Origin of the sequence: Streptomyces sp. NPDC048278, assembly GCF_040652195.1 — a bacterium.
Classification (GTDB): domain Bacteria; phylum Actinomycetota; class Actinomycetes; order Streptomycetales; family Streptomycetaceae; genus Streptomyces.
In genome coordinates this window covers 1-22991 of sequence record NZ_JBEZLP010000007.1, presented here as the reverse complement: position 1 = coordinate 22991, position 22991 = coordinate 1, and the positions used below count along the sequence as shown (strand labels likewise).

Annotated in this window: 19 protein-coding genes, 1 rRNA gene and 1 riboswitch; of the genes, 6 read left to right on the top strand and 14 right to left on the bottom strand. The window is 71.2% G+C overall.

Annotation, left to right across the window (positions count from 1 at the left end):
• Positions 1–1497, bottom strand: a complete 1497-nt coding sequence (locus AB0D74_RS14670; RefSeq protein WP_362585186.1) for a helix-turn-helix domain-containing protein — start codon at positions 1495–1497, stop codon at positions 1–3.
• A 185-nt stretch (positions 1498–1682) separates the two neighbouring features.
• Here AB0D74_RS14670 and AB0D74_RS14665 point away from each other — a divergent pair, with 185 nt between their 5' ends.
• Entirely contained in the window at positions 1683–2516 is an 834-nt protein-coding gene (locus tag AB0D74_RS14665; RefSeq protein WP_362585184.1) for an FAD binding domain-containing protein, read from the top strand.
• Positions 2513–5251, top strand: a complete 2739-nt coding sequence (locus AB0D74_RS14660) for a molybdopterin-dependent oxidoreductase (RefSeq protein WP_362585181.1) — start codon at positions 2513–2515, stop codon at positions 5249–5251. Before AB0D74_RS14665 ends, AB0D74_RS14660 begins: the two co-directional genes overlap by 4 nt.
• Here the strand turns inward: AB0D74_RS14660 and AB0D74_RS14655 are convergent.
• The gene (locus AB0D74_RS14655) at positions 5166–5654 is read right to left on the bottom strand and encodes a molybdopterin-dependent oxidoreductase (RefSeq protein WP_362585178.1); all 489 of its coding nucleotides are present in this window, start codon (positions 5652–5654) and stop codon (positions 5166–5168) included. The genes AB0D74_RS14660 and AB0D74_RS14655 overlap by 86 nt on opposite strands.
• Before the next feature lie 206 nt (positions 5655–5860).
• On the opposite strand from AB0D74_RS14655, the gene modA reads away from it, so the two are divergent.
• Genes modA through AB0D74_RS14640 form a run of 3 tightly spaced genes read left to right on the top strand, consistent with a single transcriptional unit; the run spans position 5861 to position 8839 of the window.
• On the top strand, positions 5861–6685 hold the full coding sequence (modA, locus tag AB0D74_RS14650; protein ID WP_362585175.1) for a molybdate ABC transporter substrate-binding protein: 825 nt from the start codon (positions 5861–5863) through the stop codon (positions 6683–6685).
• The gene (modB, locus tag AB0D74_RS14645; RefSeq protein WP_362585172.1) at positions 6682–7530 is read left to right on the top strand and encodes a molybdate ABC transporter permease subunit; all 849 of its coding nucleotides are present in this window, start codon (positions 6682–6684) and stop codon (positions 7528–7530) included. The genes modA and modB overlap by 4 nt, the downstream gene beginning before the upstream one ends.
• Positions 7531–7555: 25 nt before the next feature.
• Positions 7556–8839, top strand: coding sequence for an ABC transporter ATP-binding protein (locus AB0D74_RS14640; RefSeq protein WP_362585169.1), 1284 nt, complete (start codon positions 7556–7558; stop codon positions 8837–8839).
• A gap of 52 nt (positions 8840–8891) precedes the next feature.
• Here the strand turns inward: AB0D74_RS14640 and gcvP are convergent, their stop codons facing one another.
• Positions 8892–11777: an aminomethyl-transferring glycine dehydrogenase gene (gcvP, locus tag AB0D74_RS14635; protein ID WP_362585166.1), complete on the bottom strand. Its 2886-nt coding sequence runs from the start codon at positions 11775–11777 to the stop codon at positions 8892–8894.
• A 177-nt stretch (positions 11778–11954) separates the two neighbouring features.
• Positions 11955–12048, bottom strand: a riboswitch (glycine riboswitch).
• Positions 12049–12161: 113 nt separating this feature from the next.
• Between gcvP and AB0D74_RS14630 the strand changes: the two genes are divergently transcribed.
• Positions 12162–12542, top strand: a complete 381-nt coding sequence (locus AB0D74_RS14630) for a PRC-barrel domain-containing protein (protein WP_362585163.1) — start codon at positions 12162–12164, stop codon at positions 12540–12542.
• A 99-nt stretch (positions 12543–12641) separates the two neighbouring features.
• Here the strand turns inward: AB0D74_RS14630 and AB0D74_RS14625 are convergent, their stop codons facing one another.
• From AB0D74_RS14625 to rrf, 11 genes are all read right to left on the bottom strand, one after another.
• The gene (locus AB0D74_RS14625; protein ID WP_362585160.1) at positions 12642–13997 is read right to left on the bottom strand and encodes a DNA polymerase IV; all 1356 of its coding nucleotides are present in this window, start codon (positions 13995–13997) and stop codon (positions 12642–12644) included.
• 88 nt (positions 13998–14085) lie between these two features.
• Positions 14086–14730 (bottom strand): MerR family transcriptional regulator, encoded by a 645-nt coding sequence (locus tag AB0D74_RS14620; RefSeq protein ID WP_362585157.1) that lies wholly within the window; start codon positions 14728–14730, stop codon positions 14086–14088.
• A 257-nt stretch (positions 14731–14987) separates the two neighbouring features.
• Entirely contained in the window at positions 14988–15461 is a 474-nt protein-coding gene (locus tag AB0D74_RS14615) for a bifunctional nuclease family protein (protein ID WP_026253112.1), read from the bottom strand.
• Between the two features lie 91 nt (positions 15462–15552).
• Positions 15553–16290 carry a MerR family transcriptional regulator gene (locus tag AB0D74_RS14610; RefSeq protein WP_362585154.1) on the bottom strand — a complete coding sequence of 246 codons (738 nt, stop codon included), beginning with the start codon at positions 16288–16290 and terminating at the stop codon, positions 15553–15555.
• A gap of 41 nt (positions 16291–16331) precedes the next feature.
• Positions 16332–17162 (bottom strand): FHA domain-containing protein, encoded by an 831-nt coding sequence (locus AB0D74_RS14605; RefSeq protein WP_362585151.1) that lies wholly within the window; start codon positions 17160–17162, stop codon positions 16332–16334.
• Between the two features lie 190 nt (positions 17163–17352).
• A complete protein-coding gene (locus AB0D74_RS14600; protein ID WP_362585148.1) occupies positions 17353–18189 on the bottom strand; it encodes a DUF881 domain-containing protein in 837 nt (278 codons plus the stop codon).
• 5 nt (positions 18190–18194) lie between these two features.
• Positions 18195–18527, bottom strand: coding sequence for a small basic family protein (locus AB0D74_RS14595; RefSeq protein WP_046727248.1), 333 nt, complete (start codon positions 18525–18527; stop codon positions 18195–18197).
• The gene (locus AB0D74_RS14590; RefSeq protein WP_362585145.1) at positions 18524–19435 is read right to left on the bottom strand and encodes a DUF881 domain-containing protein; all 912 of its coding nucleotides are present in this window, start codon (positions 19433–19435) and stop codon (positions 18524–18526) included. The genes AB0D74_RS14595 and AB0D74_RS14590 overlap by 4 nt, the downstream gene beginning before the upstream one ends.
• A gap of 106 nt (positions 19436–19541) precedes the next feature.
• On the bottom strand, positions 19542–22037 hold the full coding sequence (locus AB0D74_RS14585) for a mannose-1-phosphate guanyltransferase (RefSeq protein ID WP_362585142.1): 2496 nt from the start codon (positions 22035–22037) through the stop codon (positions 19542–19544).
• Positions 22038–22165: 128 nt separating this feature from the next.
• Positions 22166–22774 carry a CDP-alcohol phosphatidyltransferase family protein gene (locus tag AB0D74_RS14580; RefSeq protein WP_362585139.1) on the bottom strand — a complete coding sequence of 203 codons (609 nt, stop codon included), beginning with the start codon at positions 22772–22774 and terminating at the stop codon, positions 22166–22168.
• 112 nt (positions 22775–22886) lie between these two features.
• Positions 22887–22991 (bottom strand): 5S ribosomal RNA (gene rrf, locus AB0D74_RS14575); the annotation flags it as partial.

The window sequence follows — 22991 nt, the reverse complement described above, 5'->3', positions numbered from 1 at the left end:
TCACCTGCACAGCAGGGCGGCCCACAGGTCCAGCCGGTCGCTCAGCCGGGACAGGTCCCGGCCGGTGAAGTGCTCCACCCGCTGCATCCGGTAGTGCACGGTGTTGACGTGCAGGTGCAGCGCCTCCGCCGTCCGCGCCCAGGAGCCGTCGCAGGCCAGGAAGGTCTCCAGGGTGCTCAGCAGCACGGCGGAGGCGGCGCGTCCGCCGCTCGTCAGCGGGCCGAGGACCGTACGGCTGTAGGCCGCCCGGACGTCGGCGGGCACCCCGGTGAGCAGCGCGTCGAGACCGGTGAGCGCGGTGGCGTCGGTGAGGACGGAGGCGTCGGGCCCGGTGGCACGGGCGGAGGTGAGCGCGTACCGCGCCTGCGCCAGCGCCCCGGCGAGACCGCCGGGCCCGGTTGCCGCCGGCCCGGTTCCGCCGTGCAGCGGGACACCGGGATCGCAGCCGGCGACCAACGCCCAGACCTCGTCCAGCGGCTCCTCGGTGTCGGGGGTGTCGGGCAGCACCGCGAAGGCTCCGCCGTCCGGCAACCGGCCCACCGCCGCGTGCGCCGCGACATGCCCGGCGACCTCCGCCAGCGCGCCCTCGGCGAGCCCCGGCCGCCGGGCCCCGGTGTCCGCGACGACCACCCGGTACGGTCCGTCGGCGGGCAGCCCGCACTCCCGCACCGCGGCCTGCAGCGCCCCCTCCGCCACCCCGGCCGCCGCCCCCGCCAGCAGCGCGCCCAGTTCGTCGGCCGCCTGCCGCTCGGCCGACCGGCGCCGCACGGCCGTCTCCTGGCAGCGGCCCAGCGCGGCGGCCACCTCGTGCAGCATCCCGGCCGGCGCGCTGTCCGGGTCCGGCAGGTACAGCAGCCAGCGCTCGTACGGCGAGACGCTGTCGGCGGCGACGGACACCGTCATCCCGCGCCCGTCCGCGACCAGTCGCGCGGCCTCCCGGGCCGGCACACCGGGGGCGGCGGCCGTGGCCGCGACGGTCCGCCCCGACGGCGTGAAGACGTGGGCGGCGGTCCGGTCCAGATGCGCGAAGGCCGCCGCGAGCAGGTCCGCGGGCCCGGCCTCCTGGGCGAGCAGCCTGCTCAGCCGGACCCGGGCGTTCTCCGGCAGCGCGTGCCTGCGGCTCAGCTCGCCCCACTGCCGCAGGTAGACGGTGTCCGTGATGGCCCGGAACATGATGTGCGCCGGTACCCCGGCGACCGGGACGCCGTGCCGTACGCAGGCCTCCACCAGTTCCCCGGGCACGCCCCCGTGGGTCTCCTCCCCGGCGAACAGCGCCGCGGCCCCGGCCTCCTTGAGGGCCGCCACGAACCGCTCCGCCTTTCCCGGCGCCCACCAGACCAGCCCGCTGAGCACCACCTCCCCGGGCCGCACGAAACGGGCCGGGTCCTCCAGGTCGGTGACCGTCACCCCGCTGATCTCCCGGGCCAGCAGGGCGTCCTGCGCCCACAGGGGACGCAGCCCGAGGGTGCGGTCCGTCAGGAGGTGTTCGACGTGCATGTACTCAGACTCCTCGTGCCAGCCTCGCATTCACCAGGTGAGTGCGAGTTACAGCATCGTAAATGCAAGTCTTTCCGCACGGAACGTTCCTTGGTGAATCATCCAGGACCGGCCCCGCCCGGCTCGTTTTTTCCGTGCCCCGCACCAGTCGTGCGGGGCACCCGCGCGTTGCTTCACTGACCGGCATGGACCTGAACACGGTGGTGGAGATCCGCGACGCCCGGGATCCGGCCCCCTGGCGGCCTGGCGACGCCTGGCTCGGCGGCGGGACGTACCTCTTCTCCGAGCCCCAGCCGCACCTGCGCCGCCTGGTCGACCTGAGCCGTACCGGCTGGACCCCCCTGCACCGCACTCCGGACGGTGCCCTGGAGATCGCCGCCACCTGCACCGTCGCCCAGCTCTCCCGGTACGCGCGGACCCTGCCGACGCCGGCCGCGCCTCTCGTCGAGCAGTGCTGCCGGGCCTTCCTCGCCTCCTTCAAGATCTGGAACATGGCCACGGTCGGCGGCAACCTCTGCAACGCGCTCCCGGCCGGCCCGATGATCTCCCTCACGGCCGCGCTCGACGGGGAGTGCCTGCTGATCGCCCAGGACGGCGTACGACGCCGGGTCCCGGTCGCCGAGTTCGTGACCGGCGCGGGCCGCAAGGACCTGGCCGAGGGCGAGTTGCTGCGCGCGGTCACCGTCCCGGCCCGCGCACTCGGCCGCCGTACCGCCTTCCGTCAGGCCTCCCTCTACGGCCTGGGCCGCTCCGGCGTCCTGGTGATCGGCACGCTGGACCCCGTCGACGGCTCGTTCGCGCTCACGGTCACCGCGTCGACCGTGCGGCCGGTGCGGCTGTGGTTCCCGCTGTTGCCGACGGCGCAGGCGCTGCGGGCGGCGATCGGGGCGGGGGTCGGGGACGGGGAGTGGTTCGACGACATCCACGGGCTGCCGGAGTGGCGGTGCCATATGACATTTCACTTCGCCGAGCAGATCCGCCGCGAACTGCGCGAACTGCGCGAACCGGGGGAGCGATGAGGATCGAGGTCAACGGCCGGCCGCATGACGACGAACCCCGGCCCGGCCAGTGCCTGCGCACCTATCTCCGCGAACGCGGCTGGTTCGGGGTGAAGAAGGGCTGCGACGCGGGCGACTGCGGAGCCTGCACGGTCCACGTCGACGGCGAACCGGTGCACAGCTGCCTCTACCCGGCCTTCCGCGCCGCCGGCCGCGCGGTCACCACCGTCGAGGGCCTCGCCTCCCCCGACGGCGAACTCCACCCCGTGCAGCGGAGGTTCCTGGACGCCCAGGGCTTCCAGTGCGGCTTCTGCACGGCGGGCTTCCTGATGACCACGGCCGCCCTCACCGACGACCAACTCACCGATCTCCCCCGGGCGTTCAAGGGCAACCTGTGCCGCTGCACCGGCTACCGCGCCATCGAGGACGCCGTACGCGGGGTGAAGCACGTCGAGGAGCCGTCCGCCGGCGAGTCCGTCGGCCGCAACCTGCCGGCCCCCGCCGGACCCCAGGTCGTCACCGGCACCGCCCGCTACACCTTCGACGTCGACGTGCCCGGCCTGCTCCACATGAAGCTGCTGCGCTCCCCGCACGCCCACGCCCGCATCACCTCGATCGACACCTCGGCCGCGCTGCGGGTGCCGGGCGTGCACGCCGTCCTCACCCACCACGACGCCCCGGAACGCCACTACTCCACCGCCCGCCACGAGCACCCCGAGGAGGACCCGGCCGACACCCGCCTCCTCGACGACACGGTCCGCCACATCGGCCAGCGGGTCGCGGCGGTGGTCGCGGAGAGCGAGGCGGCGGCGGAGGAGGGCTGCCGGCGGATCTCGGTGGTATATGACATCGCACCAGCCGTCCTGGACCCCGAGGAGGCGATGCGCCCCGGCGCCCCCGTCGTCCACGACAAGGACCCCTCCGCCGCCCGCATCTCCCGCCCGCACGCCAACGTCGTCGGCGAGGCGCACGGCGAGATCGGTGACGTCGAAGCCGGGTTCGCCGAGGCCGACGCCGTCCACGAGGCGACCTACCGCACCCAGCGCGTCCAGCACGCCAGCCTGGAGACGCACGGCGCGGTCGCCTGGCTCGACGAGGACGGCCGCCTCACCGTGCGCACCAGCTCGCAGACCCCGTTCCTCACCCGCCGCGCCCTGTGCGCGCTCTTCGACCTGCCGCCGGAGCAGGTCCGGGTGGTCGCGGGCCGGGTCGGCGGCGGCTTCGGCGGCAAGCAGGAGATGCTGGTCGAGGACATCGTGGCCCTCGCCGTGCTGCGGCTGCGCCGCCCCGTGAAGCTGGAGTACACCCGCGCCGAGCAGTTCCACGGCGCCACCACCCGGCACCCGTTCACCGTCCACGTGAAGGCGGGCGCCCGCCGCGACGGCACGCTGACCGCGCTCCAGCTCCGGGTGGTCGCCAACACCGGGGCGTACGGCAACCACGGCCCGGCCGTGATGTTCCACAGCGTGGGCGAGTCGACCGCGATGTACCGGGCCCCGCACAAGAAGGTCGACGCGTACTCGGTGTACACCCACACCGTCCCGGCGGGCGCCTTCCGCGGCTACGGCCTGGGCCAGGTGCTGTTCGCGGTCGAGTCCGCCCTCGACGAACTGGCCCGGCGACTCGGCCTGGACCCGATCGACTTCAAGGCCCGCAACATCATCGGCCCGGGCGACTCGATGCTCACCCCCGGCGGCCACGAGGAGGACCTGCACATCGCGAGCTACGGCTTCGACCAGTGCGTGTCCATCGTGCGCCGCGCCCGGGCGGAACCCGCCGCCGCGGCCCCCGACGGCTGGCTGGTGGGCGAGGGTTCGGCGCTGGCGATGATCGCGACGGGCCCGCCGGGCGGCCACATCGCCGACGCCAGGGCCGCCCTGCTGCCCGACGGAAGCTTCGATCTGGCGGTCGGCACGGCCGAGTTCGGCAACGGCACCACCACCGTCCACCGGCAGATCGCGGCCGGTGAACTCGCCACCACCGTCGACCGGATCACCGTCCGCCAGTCCGACACGGACGTCGTACGGCACGACACCGGCGCCTTCGCCTCCACCGGCACCGTGGTCGCCGGCAAGGCCACCCTGCGCGCCTCCCGCGCCCTCGCCGACCTGCTTCTCGACTTCGCCGCCGCCCACCTGCGGATCGCGCGCGCCGAGTGCCGGCTGGCGGAGGAGGCCGTCCTGCACCCGGGCGGGCGGCTCCCGCTCAAGGAGCTGTCCGCCGCCGCCCGCGCGGTCGGCGTCGAGTGCGCCGCCGACGGCCACTTCGGCGGCACCCCGCGCTCGGTCGCCTTCAACGCGCAGTGGTTCAGGGTGGCCGTGGACCCCGACACCGGCGAGATCCGCATCCTGCGCAGCGTGCACGCCGCCGACGCGGGCAAGGTGATGAACCCGATGCAGTGCCGCGGCCAGGTGGAGGGCGGGGTGGCCCAGGCGCTCGGCGCCACCCTCTTCGAGCACGTACGGCTCGACGCGCGCGGCGAGGTGGAGACGGCCGCCTTCCGCCGCTACCGGCTGCCGCAGTACGCCGACGTCCCGCGCACCGAGGTGCACTTCATGGAGACCACCGACGCCATCGGGCCGCTGGGCGCCAAGTCGATGAGCGAGAGCCCGTTCAACCCGGTCGCCCCGGCGCTGGCCAACGCGCTGCGGGACGCGACCGGCGTGCGGTTCACGGAGCTGCCGCTGACGCGTGACCGGGTGTGGCGGGCACTGGACGCCAGCCGCCGTAGCCCCCGTCCACCCGGATCTCCCTGATGCCGCTGATGTGCCGGGCCCCGCAGCGGTCCTGCGGAAGCACCAGTTGGGGACCGGCCCGGTCCAGCGGGGTGTCGTCGATGGTGACACCGAGCAGGACGGGGGCCTGGCCGAAGTCGGGGTCGATCTCCGCCCAGGAGAGCAGCGCGTGGTGCCCGTCGGCGCCGGAGACGGCGATGAGGAAGCGCAGCCGGTCCTTGCGGCGGGCGGGGTCGAATCCGGGTCCGGCGGCGGTGAGGACGTCGTACAGCCGTGGGCCGGTGAAGGTGTGGTGCTGGATGCCGCTGGTGGCGCACTCGAAGCTGACCCGCGCCCGGTGCTGGGGCCGGCGCAGGAGGTCGGGCACGGTCAGCCGGGCCGGTCGTGCGAGGTCTCCGGTGAGGACGAGTTCGGCGAGCGTCATGTGCGGCCACCTCCCGGATGACGGTACCCGCGGCACGTCACCGTACAAACGCACATGCCAGCCCCAATCCGAATGTATGCAGCTCATGCGATGTGACAGAAGACTTACGCCTGGCAATTGCGGCAGTATCATCGCCAGGCGGCTGATAGACAGGTCGCGGCAGGGCGCGACAGATTGTCCACAGAATCCAGAGGAGTTCACTCGTGATGACCCGTTCCGTTCGCCGGACCCGGCGGACGCTCCAGGTGGCCGGTGCCTCGGTCGCGGCCCTGCTGGCCCTGAGCGCCTGTTCCTCCTCCGACGACTCGTCGGCGACGACGAAGTCGGACACGTCGGCGGCGGCGACGCCCAAGCTGTCGGGCTCGATCACCGTGTTCGCGGCGGCCTCGCTGCAGGAGAGCTTCACGACGCTGAAGGCCGACTTCGAGAAGGCCCACCCGGGCACCAAGGTCAACTTCAGCTTCGGCGGCAGTGACACCCTCGCCGCGCAGATCACCAGCGGTGCCCCGGCCGACGTCTTCGCCTCCGCGAGCCCCAAGACCATGGCGATCGTGACGGACAAGAAGGACAACGCGACCACGCCGACCACCTTCGTCCGCAACCAGCTGGAGATCGCCACGCTGCCGGGCAACCCCGACAAGATCTCCTCCCTCAAGGACCTCACCAAGTCCTCGCTGAAGGTGGTTCTCTGCGACAAGACGGTGCCGTGCGGTGCCGCCGCGCAGAAGGCCCTGGACGCCAGCAAGCTCAAGCTGACCCCGGTCTCCTACGAGGAGGACGTGAAGTCCGCCCTCAACAAGGTGGTCCTCAAGGAGGCCGACGCGGCGGTCGTCTACCAGACCGACGTGAAGGCCGCGGGCAGCAAGGTCGAGGGCGTGGAGTTCCCCGAGTCCGCCAACGCCATCAACGACTACCCGATCGCCCTTCTCAAGGACGCCCCGAACCCGACGGTGGCCAAGGCGTTCATCGCCCTGGTGCAGTCCGCCGAGGGCCAGCAGGTGCTGAACGCGGCCGGGTTCCTCAAGCCGTGACGAAGGCCGACGAGTCCGGCGCCGCGGCCGGCACCCTCACGGGCGGTCCGCGGCGTCGGCGCGTCCGGTCGGCCGTGCCGCTACCGCTCCTCCTCCCCGGAGCGGTAGCTCTGGTCTTCCTGCTCCTGCCGCTGGTCGCCCTGCTGGTCCGGGCCCCGTGGCGCAGCCTCCCCTCCCTGCTCACCAGCACGGAGGTCTGGCAGGCCCTCCAGCTCTCCCTGGTCTGCGCGACGGCGGCGACGGCCGTGAGCCTGGTCCTGGGCGTGCCGCTGGCGTGGCTGCTGGCCCGCACGGAGTTCCCCGGCCGGGGGTTCGTCCGCGCGCTGGTCACCCTCCCCCTCGTCCTGCCCCCGGTGGTCGGCGGTGTGGCCCTGCTCCTGGCCCTCGGCCGCAACGGAGTGGTGGGCCAGTGGCTGGACTCCTGGTTCGGCATCACCCTCCCCTTCACCACCGCGGGCGTGGTGGTCGCCGAGTCCTTCGTGGCCATGCCGTTCCTGGTGATCAGCGTCGAGGGCACGCTGCGCGCCGCCGACCCCCGCTACGAGGAGGCGGCCACCACCCTGGGCGCCTCCCGCTTCACCGCGTTCCGCCGGGTCACGCTCCCCCTCATCGCCCCCGGCATCGCGGCCGGCGCGGTCCTGGCCTGGGCCCGCGCACTCGGCGAGTTCGGCGCGACGATCACCTTCGCCGGCAACTTCCCCGGCCGCACCCAGACCATGCCCCTCGCCGTCTACCTCGCCCTGCAGAACGACCCCGACGCGGCGATCGCACTCAGCCTGGTACTGCTGACGGTGTCGATCGCGGTACTGGCGGCCCTGCGCGATCGTTGGATGACGGCATCATGAGGACGACCCGGTGGACGACACCCCGATGACAGACCGACACCCCACACCAGCCGACGGCGCCCAGCCCCGTCACGAACCACCCGCGCCCACCACGGACGCCCAGCCCCCTCACGAACCACCCGCGGCCGCCGACGGCGCTCAGCCCCCGCAGGGGCCACCCGCAGCCGACACTGATGCCCGCACGGGTGGTGCGGGTGGGAACTCGGTCCCGGCCGAAGGCCGGGCGGCGGCACCCCCCACGCACCCGCACCCGCACCCGCACCCGGCGACGCACGGCCTCCACGCCCACCTCGTCGTCACCCGCCCCACCTTCCACCTCGACATCACCCTGACCGCCGCCCCCGGCGAGGTCGTCGCCCTCCTCGGCCCCAACGGCGCCGGCAAGACCACCGCCCTGCGCGCCCTGGCCGGCCTCACCCCCCTCACCTCCGGCCATCTCCACCTGGACGGCACGGAGTTGGACCGCACACCCCCCGAAACCCGCCCGGTGGGCGTCGTCTTCCAGGACTACCTCCTCTTCCCCCACCTCACGGCCCTCGACAACGTCGCCTTCGGCCCCCGCTGCCAGGGCGCGACAAGGGCCGAGGCGCGCACCCAGGCCGCCGCCTGGCTGGACCGCATGGGCCTCGCCGAGCACGCCGGCGTCAAACCCCGCCGCCTCTCCGGCGGCCAGGCCCAGCGCGTCGCACTGGCCCGCGCCCTCGCCACCCGCCCCCGGCTCCTCCTCCTCGACGAGCCCCTCGCCGCCCTCGACGCCCGCACCCGCCTCGACGTACGGTCCCAACTCCGCCGTCACCTGGCCGAGTTCGAGGCGGTAGCGGTCCTGGTCACGCACGACCCGCTGGACGCGATGGTGCTGGCCGACCGCCTGATCGTCATCGAGGACGGCCGGATCGTCCAGGAGGGCACCCCCGCCGACATCGCCCGCCGCCCCCGCACCGACTACATCGCCCACCTGGTCGGCCTCAACCTCTACCGGGGCCGGGCCGAGGGCCACACCGTCAAGCTGGACACGGGCCCCGCGATCACCACCACGGAGGTCCTCTCCGGTGAGGTCTTCGTCGCGTTCCCGCCGAGCGCCGTCACCCTCTTCCGGGACCGCCCGACCGGCGCCAGCGCCCGCAACCTCTGGCGCTGCGAGGTAGCGGGACTGGAGACCCACGGCGACCGGATCCGCGCCGACCTGACCGGCGAACTCACCCTCGCCGCAGACCTGACCACGGTCGCCGCCGCGGAACTGGACCTGCACCCGGGCGCCACGGTCTGGACGACGGTGAAGGCGACCCAGACGCACGCGTACCCGGCGTAAGACGCAAAGCCAGAGGCCCTGCCGAAGCAGGGCCTCCGCCGCACCCGGTGGGTCAGTCCTCGTACGCGTCCAGCGGCGGGCAGGAGCAGACCAGGTTCCGGTCACCGAAGGCCTGGTCGATCCGGCGCACCGGCGGCCAGTACTTGTCGGCGGCGGACACCCCGGCCGGGAAGACGGCCTCTTCACGGCTGTAGCCGTGCTTCCACTCCCCGCCGAGCGCGGCGGCGGTGTGCGGGGCCTCGCGCAGCGGGTTGTCGTCGGTGGACCACTCACCCGCCCCGACCTTGTCGATCTCCGCGCGGATGGCGATCATCGCATCGCAGAAGCGGTCCAGCTCGCCGAGGTCCTCGGACTCGGTCGGCTCGATCATCAGCGTGCCGGCCACCGGGAAGGACATCGTCGGCGCGTGGAAGCCGTAGTCGATGAGCCGCTTGGCGACGTCGTCGACGCTCACCCCGGTCGCCTTGGTCAGCGGTCGCAGGTCGATGATGCACTCGTGCGCGACCAGCCCGCCGGGCCCGGTGTAGAGCACGGGGAAGTGCGGCTCCAGCCGCTTGGCGACGTAGTTGGCGCTGAGCACGGCCACCTGCGTGGCCCGCTTCAGCCCCTCGCCGCCCATGAGCCGGACGTACGCCCACGAGATCGGCAGGATCCCCGCCGAGCCCCACGGGGCCGCCGAGATCGGCCCGACGCCCGTCTCCGGCCCGGCGGCGGGCTGCAACGGGTGGTTCGGCAGGTACGGCGCCAGGTGGGCCCGTACGGCCACCGGACCGACGCCGGGACCGCCGCCGCCGTGCGGGATGCAGAAGGTCTTGTGCAGGTTGAGGTGGGAGACGTCGCCGCCGAAGTGACCCGGCTTGGCGACCCCGACCAGGGCGTTGAGGTTGGCCCCGTCGACGTACACCTGGCCGCCGGCCTCGTGCACCTGCGCGCAGATGTCGGCGACGTGCTCCTCGAACACCCCGTGCGTGGACGGGTAGGTGATCATCAGCACGGCCAGCTCGTCGCGGTGCTGTTCGATCTTCGCCCGCAGGTCCGCGACGTCGATCTCGCCGTCCTCGGCGGTCTTCACGACGACGACCTTCATGCCGGCCATCACGGCACTCGCGGCATTGGTCCCGTGGGCGGAGGACGGGATCAGGCACACGGTCCGCTGCGCGTCGCCGTTGGCGCGGTGGTACGCGCGTACGGCGAGCAGCCCGGCGAACTCGCCCTGCGATCCGGCGTTGGGCTGCAGCGACACCTTGTCGTACCCGGTGACCTCGGCGAGCCGCTCCTCCAGCTCGCGGATGAGGGTCAGGTAGCCCTGCGCCTGCTCGGCGGGCGCGAACGGGTGCAGCTGGCCGAACTCGGGCCAGGTGACCGGTTCCATCTCGGTGGTCGCGTTGAGCTTCATGGTGCAGGAGCCCAGCGGGATCATGCCGCGGTCCAGGGCGTAGTCCCGGTCGGCGAGCCTGCGCAGGTAGCGCAGCATCGCGGTCTCGGAGCGGTACTGCCGGAAGACGGGGTGGGTCAGGTAGCCGTCGGTGCGCAGCAGCGCCTCGGGCAGCGTGTCCTCGGTGACCGCGTCCAGGGCCTCCACGTCGCCCTCGACGCCGAAGGCCGTCCAGACGGCGCTCAGCTGGGCGCGGGTGGTGGTCTCGTCGCAGGCCAGGGAGACGTGGTCGGCGTCGACGAGCCGCAGGTTGACGCCGCCCCGGCGGGCCGCGGCGACGATCTCGGCGGCCTTGCCGGGCACGCGCGCGGTGAGGGTGTCGAAGTAGGCGCCGTGCACGATCTCGACGCCGCCGGCCGTGAGCCCCGCGGCGAGGATCGTGGCGTAGCGGTGCGTGCGCTGCGCGATGGCCCTGAGCCCCTCGGGCCCGTGGTAGACGGCGTACATGCCGGCCATCACGGCGAGCAGCACCTGCGCGGTGCAGATGTTGCTGGTGGCCTTCTCGCGCCGGATGTGCTGCTCGCGGGTCTGCAGCGCCAGCCGGTAGGCCTTGTTCCCGTCGGCGTCCACGGAGACGCCCACGAGCCGTCCGGGCAGGCTGCGCGCGAACTTCTCGCGGACCGCCATGTAACCGGCGTGCGGCCCGCCGAAGCCCATCGGCACACCGAACCGCTGGGTGGTGCCCACGGCGATGTCGGCCCCGAGCTCGCCCGGCGAGGTCAGCAGGGTCAGCGCGAGCAGGTCGGCGGCGACGGTGACGAGCGCGCCGGCCTCGTGCGCCTGCTCGACGACGGCCTTGATGTCGCGTACGGCACCGGAGGCGCCGGGGTACTGGACGAGTACCCCGTTGATCTCCCGCCCGGCGAGGTCAGCCGGGATGCCGTCGCTCAGGTCGGCGACGACGACCTCCACGCCCGTCGGCTCGGCCCGGGTCCGGATCACGGCGACGGTCTGCGGCAGCGCGTCCGCGTCGACGACGAAGACGCCCTTCTTGTTCTTGCCCATGCGCAGGGACAGGGCCATCGCCTCGGCGGCGGCCGTGCCCTCGTCGAGCAGCGAGGCACCGGAGGTGGGCAGCCCGGTGAGGTCGGCGACCACGGTCTGGAAGTTCAGCAGCGCTTCGAGGCGGCCCTGGGAGATCTCCGGCTGGTACGGCGTGTAGGCCGTGTACCAGGCGGGGTTCTCCATCACGTTGCGCAGGATGACGGGCGGCGTGAAGGTCCCGTAGTACCCGAGGCCGATCATCGAGTCGAGCACCTGGTTGCGGTCGGCCAGCGACCGCAACTCGGCCAGCACCTCGGCCTCGGTGCGGGCGCCGGGCAGCTCCAGCCGGTCGGCGTTCTTGATCACGTCCGACACGGCGGCGGCGGTCAGCTCGTCGAGCGAGCCGTATCCGACCTGGGCGAGCATCTTGGCCCGGGCCTCGTGGTCGGGGCCGATATGGCGCTGCTCGAAGGGAATCCCCTGCTCAAGCTCGGAGAGCGGGATGCGCTGGGCGGTCATTGCGGAGGCCTCCTGGTCTGACGCGACCTTCGGGGGGTACCCCGGCACGGGTACCCCGACGGCCTCCCCCTCTGTCATCTAACCTGAGAGCTTCACCGGTGCGCCCTCGCGGACCACCGGCTTTCACCGTCGGTGAGAGCGGACACCGTCGACGTCCGCCCTGCTTTCCAGAGTGACCTCGTCCGTGCGGTACGTGAGCCTGAGAGATTCCGGGGAGGATTTGCTCCTTCGGCGCCTCCGGTTTCCCGGAGGACTCTCCCGCACGGGGTCGTCAGCCGCTGTCAGCCTACCAGCGAGGGCAACACCAGGCTCTTCGAGTGGCCGCCTCCTTCAATGTGCTCTTTTGTAGTGCTTACGGATGAGTTGCGACCAAGTGGAGGGCCCGTGCAGACCGACATCGATCCGCGCAACCTGATCGGCCGCAAGGCGTTCGACCGCAACGGCACGAAGATCGGCACGATCGACGAGGTGTACCTCGACGACGCGACGGGCGTGCCGGAGTGGGCGGCCATACGCACCGGCCTGTTCTCCCGGGACGCCTTCGTGCCCCTGGAGCCCAGCGAACTGGTCGAGGGCACCCTGCAGGTTCCCTTCGACCGCGCCCTGATCAAGGACGCCCCCGACTTCGGCGTGGGCCGCCACCTCTCGCCGGAACAGGAGCTCCAGCTCTACCACCACTACGGCCTGGACACGACTCCCCCGCCCCAGGCCCGCCCGGACCACGACTTCGGCAAACTGGCGGGCACGGAGGACGGGGCTACCTAGCGCGGGCAGGCGTGCCGCAGGGCGGCACGGGTGGGCGCAGCGGCACCCTGCAAGCGCCGGGAAGCGTCCCCACCCCCGGCCCCCACCCCCGGCCCACGCTCAGCCCGGCACCAGCGGCAACGGCTCCGCAGGCTCCAGCTCAGGGTCCTCGACCCGGAACGTCCGTACCCGCCCCGGCCCCGCCGCACCCGGCGTCTCGAACCGCACCGTCACCCGTCCCAGCCCGCTCCCCTGCACCCATCCGTGCCCGTACTCGGCATGCCGCACATCGTGCCCCGCGGGCCACCGCCGCTCGGCGGCCACCTGCTCCTCCGCAGCAGCGGGCTCCACGGCGGCCTCCTCCGCCGCGAACTCCGCCGCCCCTTGCCCCGCCCCCGCCCCGGCCGCCGCCTGCGCGAACAGGTCCTCCTGCGTGTAGTCGGCCAGCCCCGACACCCCCACCCCCAGCAACCGCACACCCCCCGTCGTGTCCACCGAGTCCAGCAGCCGCGCCGCCGCCTCCCGCACCACCGCCGGGTCGTCGGTCGGCCCCCTGAGCGTCTCGGACCGGGTGAGCGTCGAGAAGTCGTACCGCCGTACCTTCAGCACGATGGTCCGCCCGGAGAGCCCGGCGCCGCGCAGCCGCCGCACGCACCGGTCGGCCAGCCGCTGCACCTCCAGCCCCACCCGCAGCCGGTCGTGGATGTCCACGTCGTAGGTGTCCTCGACCGACACCGACTTCGTCTCCCGCTCGGCCACCACGGGCCGCTCGTCGTGTGCGAGCGCCATCGCGTACAGCGCGTGCCCGTGGGCCTTGCCCAGCAGCCGTACCAGCTCGTCCTCCCCCGCCTCGGCGATCTCGTCGACCGTGGTGATCCCGGCCCGCCGCAGGTGGTCCCCCGTCGCCGGCCCCACCCCCGGCAGGGTCCGCACCGTCATCGGCCCCAGCATCGCCCGCTCCGTGCCCGGCTCGATCAGCACCAGCCCGTCGGGCTTGGCCTGCTCGGAGGCGATCTTCGCGAGCATCTTGGAGGCGGCGAGCCCGACCGACCCGGAGAGCCCGGTGACGGTCCGTATGTCCGCGCGCAGCCTCTCCCCCACCAGCCGCGCCGACACGGCGTCCCGGGCCACCTCACCGGCCTCCAGATCCACGAACGCCTCGTCCAGGCTGAGCGGCTCCACCAGCGGCGAGAGTCCGCGCAGCAGCCCCATCACCTGCTCGCTGATCGACCGGTACAGCCCGAAGCGCGGCACCAGGTACGCGGCGTTCGGCGCCAGCCGCCGTGCCTGCCCCATCGGCATCGCGGAGTGCACCCCGAACACCCGGGCCTCGTACGACGCGGTGGCCACCACACCGCGCGGTCCGAGCCCGCCCACGACCACGGCCTTCCCGCGCAGGCTCGGCTTGGACGCCTGCTCCACCGAGGCGAAGAAGGCATCCATGTCGAGATGCAGGATCGTGGGCGCGTTTCTCACACCTCCGATGCTGCACCACGCCACTGACAATGCCCCGGCACGGTCTCCCGTGCCGGGGCATCACATGTGACTCTCGGACCGCCTGCTCTCAGACCGCCCGGTTGCGCCGCCGGGCGAGTTCGTCGGCCGGGTTGTGGCCGACGAGCGTCTCCCCGGTGTCGACGCGCTCACCGTGCAGCTGGGAGAGAGCGCTCTCCACGTCCCGCCACACCACGCCGACCGCGATCCCGAAGATGCCCTGACCGCCCTGGAGCAGGGCGTGCACCTCGTCGGGCGAGGTGCACTCGTAGACCGTCGCACCGTCGCTCATCAGCGTCATCCGCTCCAGGTCGCAGAAACCGCGTTCCCTCAGGTGCTGGACGGCGCTGCGGATGTTCTGGAGGGAGACCCCGGTGTCCAGGAACCGCTTGACGATCTTCAGGACGACGACGTCCCGGAAGCTGTACAGACGCTGGGTGCCCGACCCGTAGGCGGGCCGCACGCTGGGCTCGACCAGGCCGGTGCGGGCCCAGTAGTCGAGCTGCCGGTAGGTGATGCCGGCCGCCGCACAGGCCGTGGGCCCGCGGTAGCCGATCTCCTCGGTGGCCATGGACGCCGCCCCTCCGCCGCTCTGCACCGCGGTCGGCCGCTGTGGGGCGTGACCGGCGGTGCTGCTGTGAAGCGGGGACGGACCGCTCTCCCCGAAACCGCGTCCGGGGGCACCCCCAGCCATACCGTCGCCGCTGCTTCTCACGCCGACCTCCGTCCTTGACCTGCCTTCTCGACGGTAGGCAGTCACCAGGGGTGCGTCAACGATCGCCACACTCGGCACGCCGAGTGATAATCACCCTAGGAGTGGTTTCCCGTGCCCCACCGCGGGGAAAGGCTAGCCGAATGCTCTGGCGGGAGGCCGTAGGACGCTCTCAATGGCCGCTGGCAATTGCCCATGAGTTTCGGCTGCGACCGGCCCCGAACCGGCCCGTCACGGACCTTGTGTCACGAACCGGCCCGTCACTGGCTGCTGGTGCCGAAGTCCTCGGGCGAGATCTGGTCGAGGAACTCGCGGAACTTCTCCACCTCGTCCTCCTGCTCGTCCGGGATCGCGATGCCCGCGTCGTCCAGCACCGTGTCACTGCCGTAGATCGGCGTTCCGGTGCGCAGCGCCAGCGCTATGGCGTCGGACGGACGGGCGCTCACCTCGACCCCGCTGGCGAAGACCAGCTCCGCGTAGAAGACGCCCTCACGCAGGTCCGTGATGCGCACTTCGGTGAGCTCCTGGCCGACGGCCTCCAGCACGTCCTTGAACAGGTCGTGCGTCAGCGGCCTGGCGGGCGCCATGCCCTGCTGGGCGAAAGCGATCGCGGTCGCCTCCCCCGGCCCGATCCAGATGGGGAGGTAGCGGTCGCCTCCCACTTCGCGCAGGAGCACGATCGGTTGGTTGGAGGGCATTTCCACCCGGACACCTACGACATCGAGCTCGTTCACACAGCAACCCTAGGCCGTGCCCGGGACGTTTGGGTAGTCGGGCCCGGAACGCGCGCCCGATCCGGCCTCCGTCCGGGTCCTGTCGTGGTACTCACGGCAGCCGCACCCCCAGCGCCGTCTGCATCAGCGCGGCGTGCAGCTTCACCGTGAGCGCCGCCAGCTCCTTCGTACGGGCCTCCGCATGGGCCCTGGTCTGCGGGTTGCGGTGGCGCTTGAGCGGAGCCACCACCTGGTCCACCAGGCCGGCCTCCCGGTCGGCGGCGGCCTTCATCGCCCGCAGATGGCGCGGCTCGATCCCGAACCGGCCCAGCTCGGCCACGAGCGAGGCCACGGTGACCGTCTCGGCGTCGTACACGCCGTCCTCCAGCGGAGCGATGAGCCCGTACGACTCCCACTCCGCGAGGCGGCTCTCGTCGATGTCCGCCGCCGCGAGCAGCTCGTCCCGGCCGATCCGCGCCACCGTGGGTGCCTCGGGAGCCAGCGGCAGGGCCTCGCCGTCCCGCTGCCGGCCGAGGACGGGCAGCTGCACGGCTTCCCCCCGCTCCATCGCCTCCAGGTACTCCCGGATGACCTTGAGCGGCAGATAGTGGTCCCGCTGCATCCGCAGGACGTGTCCCAGACGCTCCACGTCCCCGGCGCTGAACTTCCGGTACCCGGAAGGGGTGCGGCGCGGCTCGATGAGCCCCTCCGACTCCAGAAAACGGATCTTGGAGATGGTGACTTCGGGGAACTCGTCGCGCAGCACGTTCAGCACCGTGCCGATGCTCATCAGCCCGGTTTCCGTGGCGGCGGTGCCGTGACCGGTACCGCCGCTCGGTGTGTGCAGCATGGACCTTCTTCCCTGGGGTCCTCCAGGCGAGCTCCGGAGGGTCAGATGCCCTGCCGGCTCGCGTAGAAGACCAGCCGGTACTTGCCGATCTGGACCTCGTCACCGTTCGACAGAGCGACCTGGTCGATGCGCTCCCGGTTGACGTACGTGCCGTTGAGGCTGCCGACGTCGGCCACCGTGAACGAGCCGTCCGGCTGGCGGCGGAACTCCACGTGCCGGCGCGAGACCGTCACGTCGTCGAGGAAGATGTCGCTCTGCGGGTGCCGGCCGGCCGTGGTCAGCTCGCTGTCCAGCAGGAACCGGCTGCCCGAGTTCGGACCCCGGCGCACCACCAGCAACGCGGAGCCGAGCGGCAGCGCGTCGACCGCGGCCTGCGCCTCGGGAGAGAGCGACGGCATCTGGGTCTGGCCGGTGACCTCGGCGTCGTACGCCTCCAGGCCGGAGATCGAGATCGTGGACGTCGTCTCCGACGCACGCTCGGGTACGGCGCCCGCGCGCAGCGGGGCTCCGCAGTTGGAACAGAAGCGGGCGTTCTCCGCGTTGCGGTTACCGCACCTCGTACAAACCAGGGCCGACATGGACGGATCCTCCTGCCGCGGCTGCCCCGCCGGGGCGTTGGACGCGTACGGGCCGGAGGTGAACCCTCCACCCGCACCTGAGGTTGACGGTTGCCCGAAACCTATGCCGCCGGACTGGGACGGGTCAACTGACGGCGCGCCCTGACCTCCCGAAATGTCACCCCCCGGACCAGCCACCTGGTCCCGGAACAGCGGGCGCTGGCCCTCCGCGTCGGGCTGTGCCCGATGGCGCGCGGTCGCGTTGTCGCTACCCTCTCGCGCGCTCTTGCCGAACAACTTCGCAAACAACTTCACGGGCGATTCCCCTTGACCGAAACAGACCCGCCCGTGGGGCAGGACGAACCCTGACTGAATAAACCGGCCGACCCGGACAACCACACAACGTCCGTATCCACCAGACAGTTTCCACCACGCTCCGGTTCCCCGGTGCGCCGACCCCCCGCATCCTCATGCCCTCGCCCGACGTCCCCCATGCACCGCCGGTTCACTGTGAGGACGACCGAGCGTAGTCAGGCTGCTTCGCCGGTCGCAAGGCATCCACGACGATCTTGGTGGATCGCTCGACGGTCACAGTCGCCTGTTCCTTCTCGAGGGTCTGCACCACGCCTCCGGGGATGTTGAGAGCCGGTTCGAGGTCCTGCGGCTTGCCGATCACCTTGAAAACGAAGGGCTGGGTGATCTTGTTCCCGTCGACGCTCACGCTCTTCCCGGAGTCGGTGAGGTAGGTGCTGGCGATCACCCGGACCCCGTCGACCTGGATCGCCTCCGCACCTGCCGCACGCAGTTCCTGGATCGCGTCGAGCAGCATGTCCGCCTGCACCGTCCCCTTCGGGTCGTCGACCGTCATCGTGATGCCAGGACCCTGCGCGGCCACGGTGCCCGCGAGAATACCGAGTTGCCGCTCCTTCTCGGCCGTCTGCTTGCGGGCCTCCGCCGCCTGGTCGGAGCTGCTCTGCAACTCCTGGCTCTGCTTCTCGAGTCCTGTCTTCTCGTCCTCAAGACGCTGAGTACGGTCGTCCAGTTCATCGAGGATACGAACAAGATCTTCCTGTCGGGCCCCGCGCAGCGCGCTGTCGCTGTCACTGTTCGACGCCACCTGCACGGCGAGCCCGAATCCGAGCCCGAACAACAGCACGGCGACGATCAGTTGGGCACGGCTCACGCGAGGCGGCCACAGCCCCTGGACCAGCCTCTCCCGGCCGGTCAGCCCGGCCTCCGGCGTCGGGCCGGCGCCGGACCCGGCCTCCGGCGCCGTCGCGGGCACCTCGGCGGGAAGCTCTCTGCGCAGCCGGTGCTCCGGCTCCTTCTCGTGCTCGCCCATGCCGCTCACGCCCGGAAGACGTGGCGCCGGATCGCGGCGGCGTTGGAGAAGATGCGGATACCGAGGACCACCACGACCCCCGTGGACAGCTGCGAGCCCACGCCCAACTTGTCGCCAAGGAAGACGATCAGCGCGGCCACCACCACGTTGGACAGGAACGACACCACGAAGACCTTGTCGTCGAAGATCCCGTCCAGCATGGCCCGCAGACCACCGAAGACGGCGTCGAGCGCCGCGACGACGGCGATCGGCAGATACGGCTCGACGACCGCCGGAACCTCAGGCCGGACCAACAGTCCGGCCACGACGCCCACGACGAGGCCAAGTACGGCGATCACGATGTGCCCTTCTCCGTCTTCTCGGTGTACGGCTGTGCTGTACGTACGATCACGCTGGGCGCGGCGGGCAACCGGACGTCACTCTCCGTGGAGATGGTCGCCCGGATGTCGAAGTTCTCCTCCAGGGCATGCAGATACAGCCCGTCGGGACTGTCCTGGAACCTGGAGCCGAGCTTCTCCCCGTCCCCCACCGCCAGCACCGTGTACGGCGGTACCAGCGGCCTGTTGTCGACAAGTATCGCGTCCCCCGCGGCCCTGATCGCCGACAGCGCGGTCAGCCGCTGCCCGTTGATCGAGACCGCCTCGGCGCCCGAGGCCCACAGCCCGTTCACGACGCGCTGCATGTCATGGTCCCGCACCCGGCCGGTGTCGGAGAACCCCGAGGTCTCCCGGGGATTGCCGGCGTCGCCGCCCGAGGACGCCTCCTTGGCGTCGTTCACCACCAGCTTCACGCCGGGGCCGTGCACCGCCGTGGCGCCCGACAGGACGTCCACCAGGTCCGCCTGCCCGCTGCCGCCGCTCTCCTTGAGCGCGGCGCGCTGGCGGGCGCTGACGTCGTCCCGGAGCTTGTCGACGCTGGTCTCCAGCTTGTCCGCGGCCGTGGTCTCCCGGTCGATCCTGTCGATGAGCTCCTGGCGCTCCTTGGCCACCACAGGAGCCGTCACACGCGCCTGAGCCGCTCCCACGGTCACCACCAGCGCCGCCAGCACCAGACCGCCGGCGAGGCCCACCCGGGCCCGGAGGGTCTTCGGCATGCCGCCGCTCTCCCCCTGGGCCCGCTTCCGGGCAGCCGCCTCGGCATACCCGTCGTCGAGGCTGTGGTCCATGACGTTGGTGATCAACGACATGGAGGCGTCCGGACGCGACGGCCGGGCGGCGCTGCTCCGAACGGGGGGTTGCTGCGGCATGCCGCACATCGTCGCACGTCGCGAGCAGTACCTCCGAACGGCCCCACCGGCGTGCCGGACCGGCCCCCGTGGGGACACCTGTCCGGCACGCACGCGTGCAGCGGTTTTACCGTCCGGCGCTGTCCACCGTCGCCGACCACTCGTCCAACAGAGCCTGCGCGGACGCGTCGTCGGGCCCCTCGGCCCACAGATGGGTGACCGCCTCGGCCGGGTCGGGCAGCACCATCACCCAGCGCCCGTCGGTCTCGACGACCCGCACCCCGTCGGTCGTGTCCACGAACCGGTCACCGGCCGCCTCGACGACACGCCGCATGACCAGGCCCTTGACAGCCCACGGCGTGGCCAGGTCTCGCTTGAGGACGTGCGCTTTCGGGATCCGGGCGTCGATCTGGCTGAGCGTGAGCTGCGTCCGCGCCACCAGACCGATCAAGCGTACGAACGCGGCCGTACCGTCGTAGACGCTGCTGAACTCCGGAACGATGAACCCGCCCTTGCCGTCCCCGCCGAAGATGGTGCCCTCCTCGCGCCCCACGCGCGTGAGGTCGTCGGGAGAGGTGGTCGTCCACTCGACCTGCGTGCCGTGGTACGCCGCCACCTGCTCGGCGATCCGGGTCGTGGTGACCGGCAGCGCCACCCGGCCGCTGCGCCGCTCGGCCGCGACCAGGTCGAGCATCACGAGGAGCGCACGGTCGTCCTCGATGATGCGGCCCTTCTCGTCCACCAGGGACAGCCGCTCACCGACCGGGTCGAACCGCACACCGAACGCGGCACCGGACGACGCCACGATCTCGCCGAGCCGTACCAGCCCGGCCCGCCGCTGGTCGGCGGTCTCCGTGGGCCTCGCCTCGTTCAGCCCCGGGTTGATGGTCAGCGAGTCCACCCCGAGCTTGCCGAGCAGGCTCGGCAGCACGAGCCCGGCGCTGCCGTTGGAGGCGTCCACGACGACCTTGAGGCCCGATTCGGCGACCCCGGTCGTGTCGACGTTCCGCAGCAGCGAACCGGTGTACGAGTCGAAGACGCTGGCCGGGAAGTAGAGGTCGCCGATCTCGCCGGGGAACGCGCGCCGGTACTCCTGCCGCGCGAAGATCCGGTCCAGCTTGCGCTGGCTGGCCTGCGAGAGGTCGGCGCCCTGCCCGTCGAAGAACATGATGTCGACGGAGTCCGGGACCCCGGGCGAGGTCCGGATCATGATCCCGCCGGCACTGCCCCGCCCGGTCTGCTGGCGCGCCACGGGCAACGGCACGTTCTCCAGGTCGCGTACGTCGATGGCGCTGGCCTGGAGCGCGGAGATCACCGCCCGCTTGAGCGCACGGGCACCACGGGAGTGGTCGCGGGCCGTCGTGACGGTGGACCCCTTCTTCAGGGTGGTGGCATACGCGCCGGCCAGCCGTACGGCCAGTTCCGGTGTGATCTCGACGTTCAGGATCCCGGAGACGCCCCGGGCGCCGAACAGATGGGCCTGCCCCCGGGACTCCCAGATCACCGACGTGTTGACGAAGGCGCCGGCCTCGATGGTCTTGAAGGGATAGACCCGGACATTGCCCTGAACGATCGATTCTTCACCGATCAGGCACTCGTCGCCGATGACCGCCCCGTCCTCGATCCGCGCGGCCCGCATGATGTCGGTGTTCTTCCCGACGACGCAGCCCCGCAGATTGCTGTGCTGGCCGACGTACACGTTGTCGTGGACGACCGCCCGGTGCAGGAAGGCCCCGCTTTTCACGACGACGTTGGATCCGACGACGGTGTGCTCACGAAGTTCCGCGCCGGCCTCGACCTTGGCGTAGTCACCGATGTACAGCGGCCCACGCAGATCGGCGTCCGCATGCACCTCGGCCCCCTCGGCCACCCATACGCCCGGGGATATCTCGAAGCCGTCGATGTCGACGTCGACCTTGCCCTCCAGGACGTCGGCCTGCGCCTTCACGTACGACTCGTGGGTACCGACGTCCTCCCAGTAGCCCTCGGCGATATAGCCGTAGATGGGCTTGCCTTCCTTCATCAGCTGCGGGAAGACATCGCCGGACCAGTCGACGGGAACATCGGCCTCGACGTAGTCGAATACCTCGGGCTCCATGACATAGATGCCCGTGTTCACCGTGTCCGAGAAGACCTGACCCCAGGTCGGCTTCTCGAGGAAGCGCTCGACCTTGCCCTCTTCGTCGACGATGGTGATACCGAATTCCAGCGGATTGGGCACACGCGTCAGACAGACCGTGACGAGTGCGCCCTTTGCCTTGTGGAAGTTGATCAGTTCGGTGAGGTCGAAGTCGGTCAGCGCATCGCCGGAGATGACGAGGAAAGCATCGTCCTTCAACGCCTCTTCGGCGTTCTTGACGCTTCCGGCGGTACCGAGTGGCTTCTCCTCGTTGGCATAGGTGAGCTCCATACCGAGCTCCTCGCCGTCCCCGAAGTAGTTCTTGACCAGCGATGCCAGGAACTGCACAGTGACGACGGTCTCGGTGAGCCCATGCCTTTTGAGCAGCCGTAGCACATGCTCCATGATCGGTCGGTTGACGACCGGAAGGAGTGGCTTGGGCATGCTGGAGGTCATGGGGCGAAGGCGTGTGCCTTCACCACCGGCCATCACGACGGCCTTCATGTCGGAAGCGTCCTCCTCTAAGAGATGACGGTCTAGCCGACTTCACCCGTCCAGATTGTCCCGCACTTTTCCGCCGCGGGCCATCGAGAGCAATCGAGGGGCCACTACGTCCGGACAATCGCCGAGGCTCAGTCGGCTGTGGTGTCCGCACGAACCAGGCGACGGACCTGCACCACGTAGAGCACTCCTGCCCACCAGTACAGCGTTGTACCCCATCCGGCGAACGCCCATCCGAAAATAGCAGCGAGTGACGAGATCCAGCCGCTTCCGTCACTGAGCAAGAGCAGCGGGAACGCGTACATCAGATTGAAGGTGGCGGCCTTGCCCAGGAAGTTCACCTGGGGTGGCGGATAGCCGTGCCGGCGCAGAATCCCCACCATCACCAGCAGAACCAGCTCACGCAGCAGCAGCACGCCCGTCAGCCAGAGCGGCAGGATCTCGCGCCACGTGAGCCCGAGCAGCGTCGACAGCACGTAGAGCCGGTCCGCGGCGGGGTCCAGCAGCCGGCCGAGGTTGCTGATCTGGTTCCAGCGCCGGGCGAGCTTGCCGTCCAGGTAGTCGCTGACACCGCTGAAGAGCAGGACCAGCAGGGCCCAGCCGTCGCTCTTGGGCCCGCCGAACTCGGGCCTGAGGATCAACCACAGGAAGACGGGTACGCCGACGAGACGCGCCATGCTGAGGATGTTCGGGATGGTGAGGACACGGTCCGTCTGGACACGCGTCTCCTGGACCTCCACCCGGGGGCCTCCTGTGGTGGTAAACGAGCCAACTTTTCCCCCTGACCCTACCTCAACGCAAAAAAGCTCTGGCTCTTGGGCTTGTTGCCCAAGAGCCAGAGCTCTAAAGGGAGTTCGGCGGTGTCCTACTCTCCCACAGGGTCCCCCCTGCAGTACCATCGGCGCTGTAAGGCTTAGCTTCCGGGTTCGGAATGTAACCGGGCGTTTCCCTCACGCT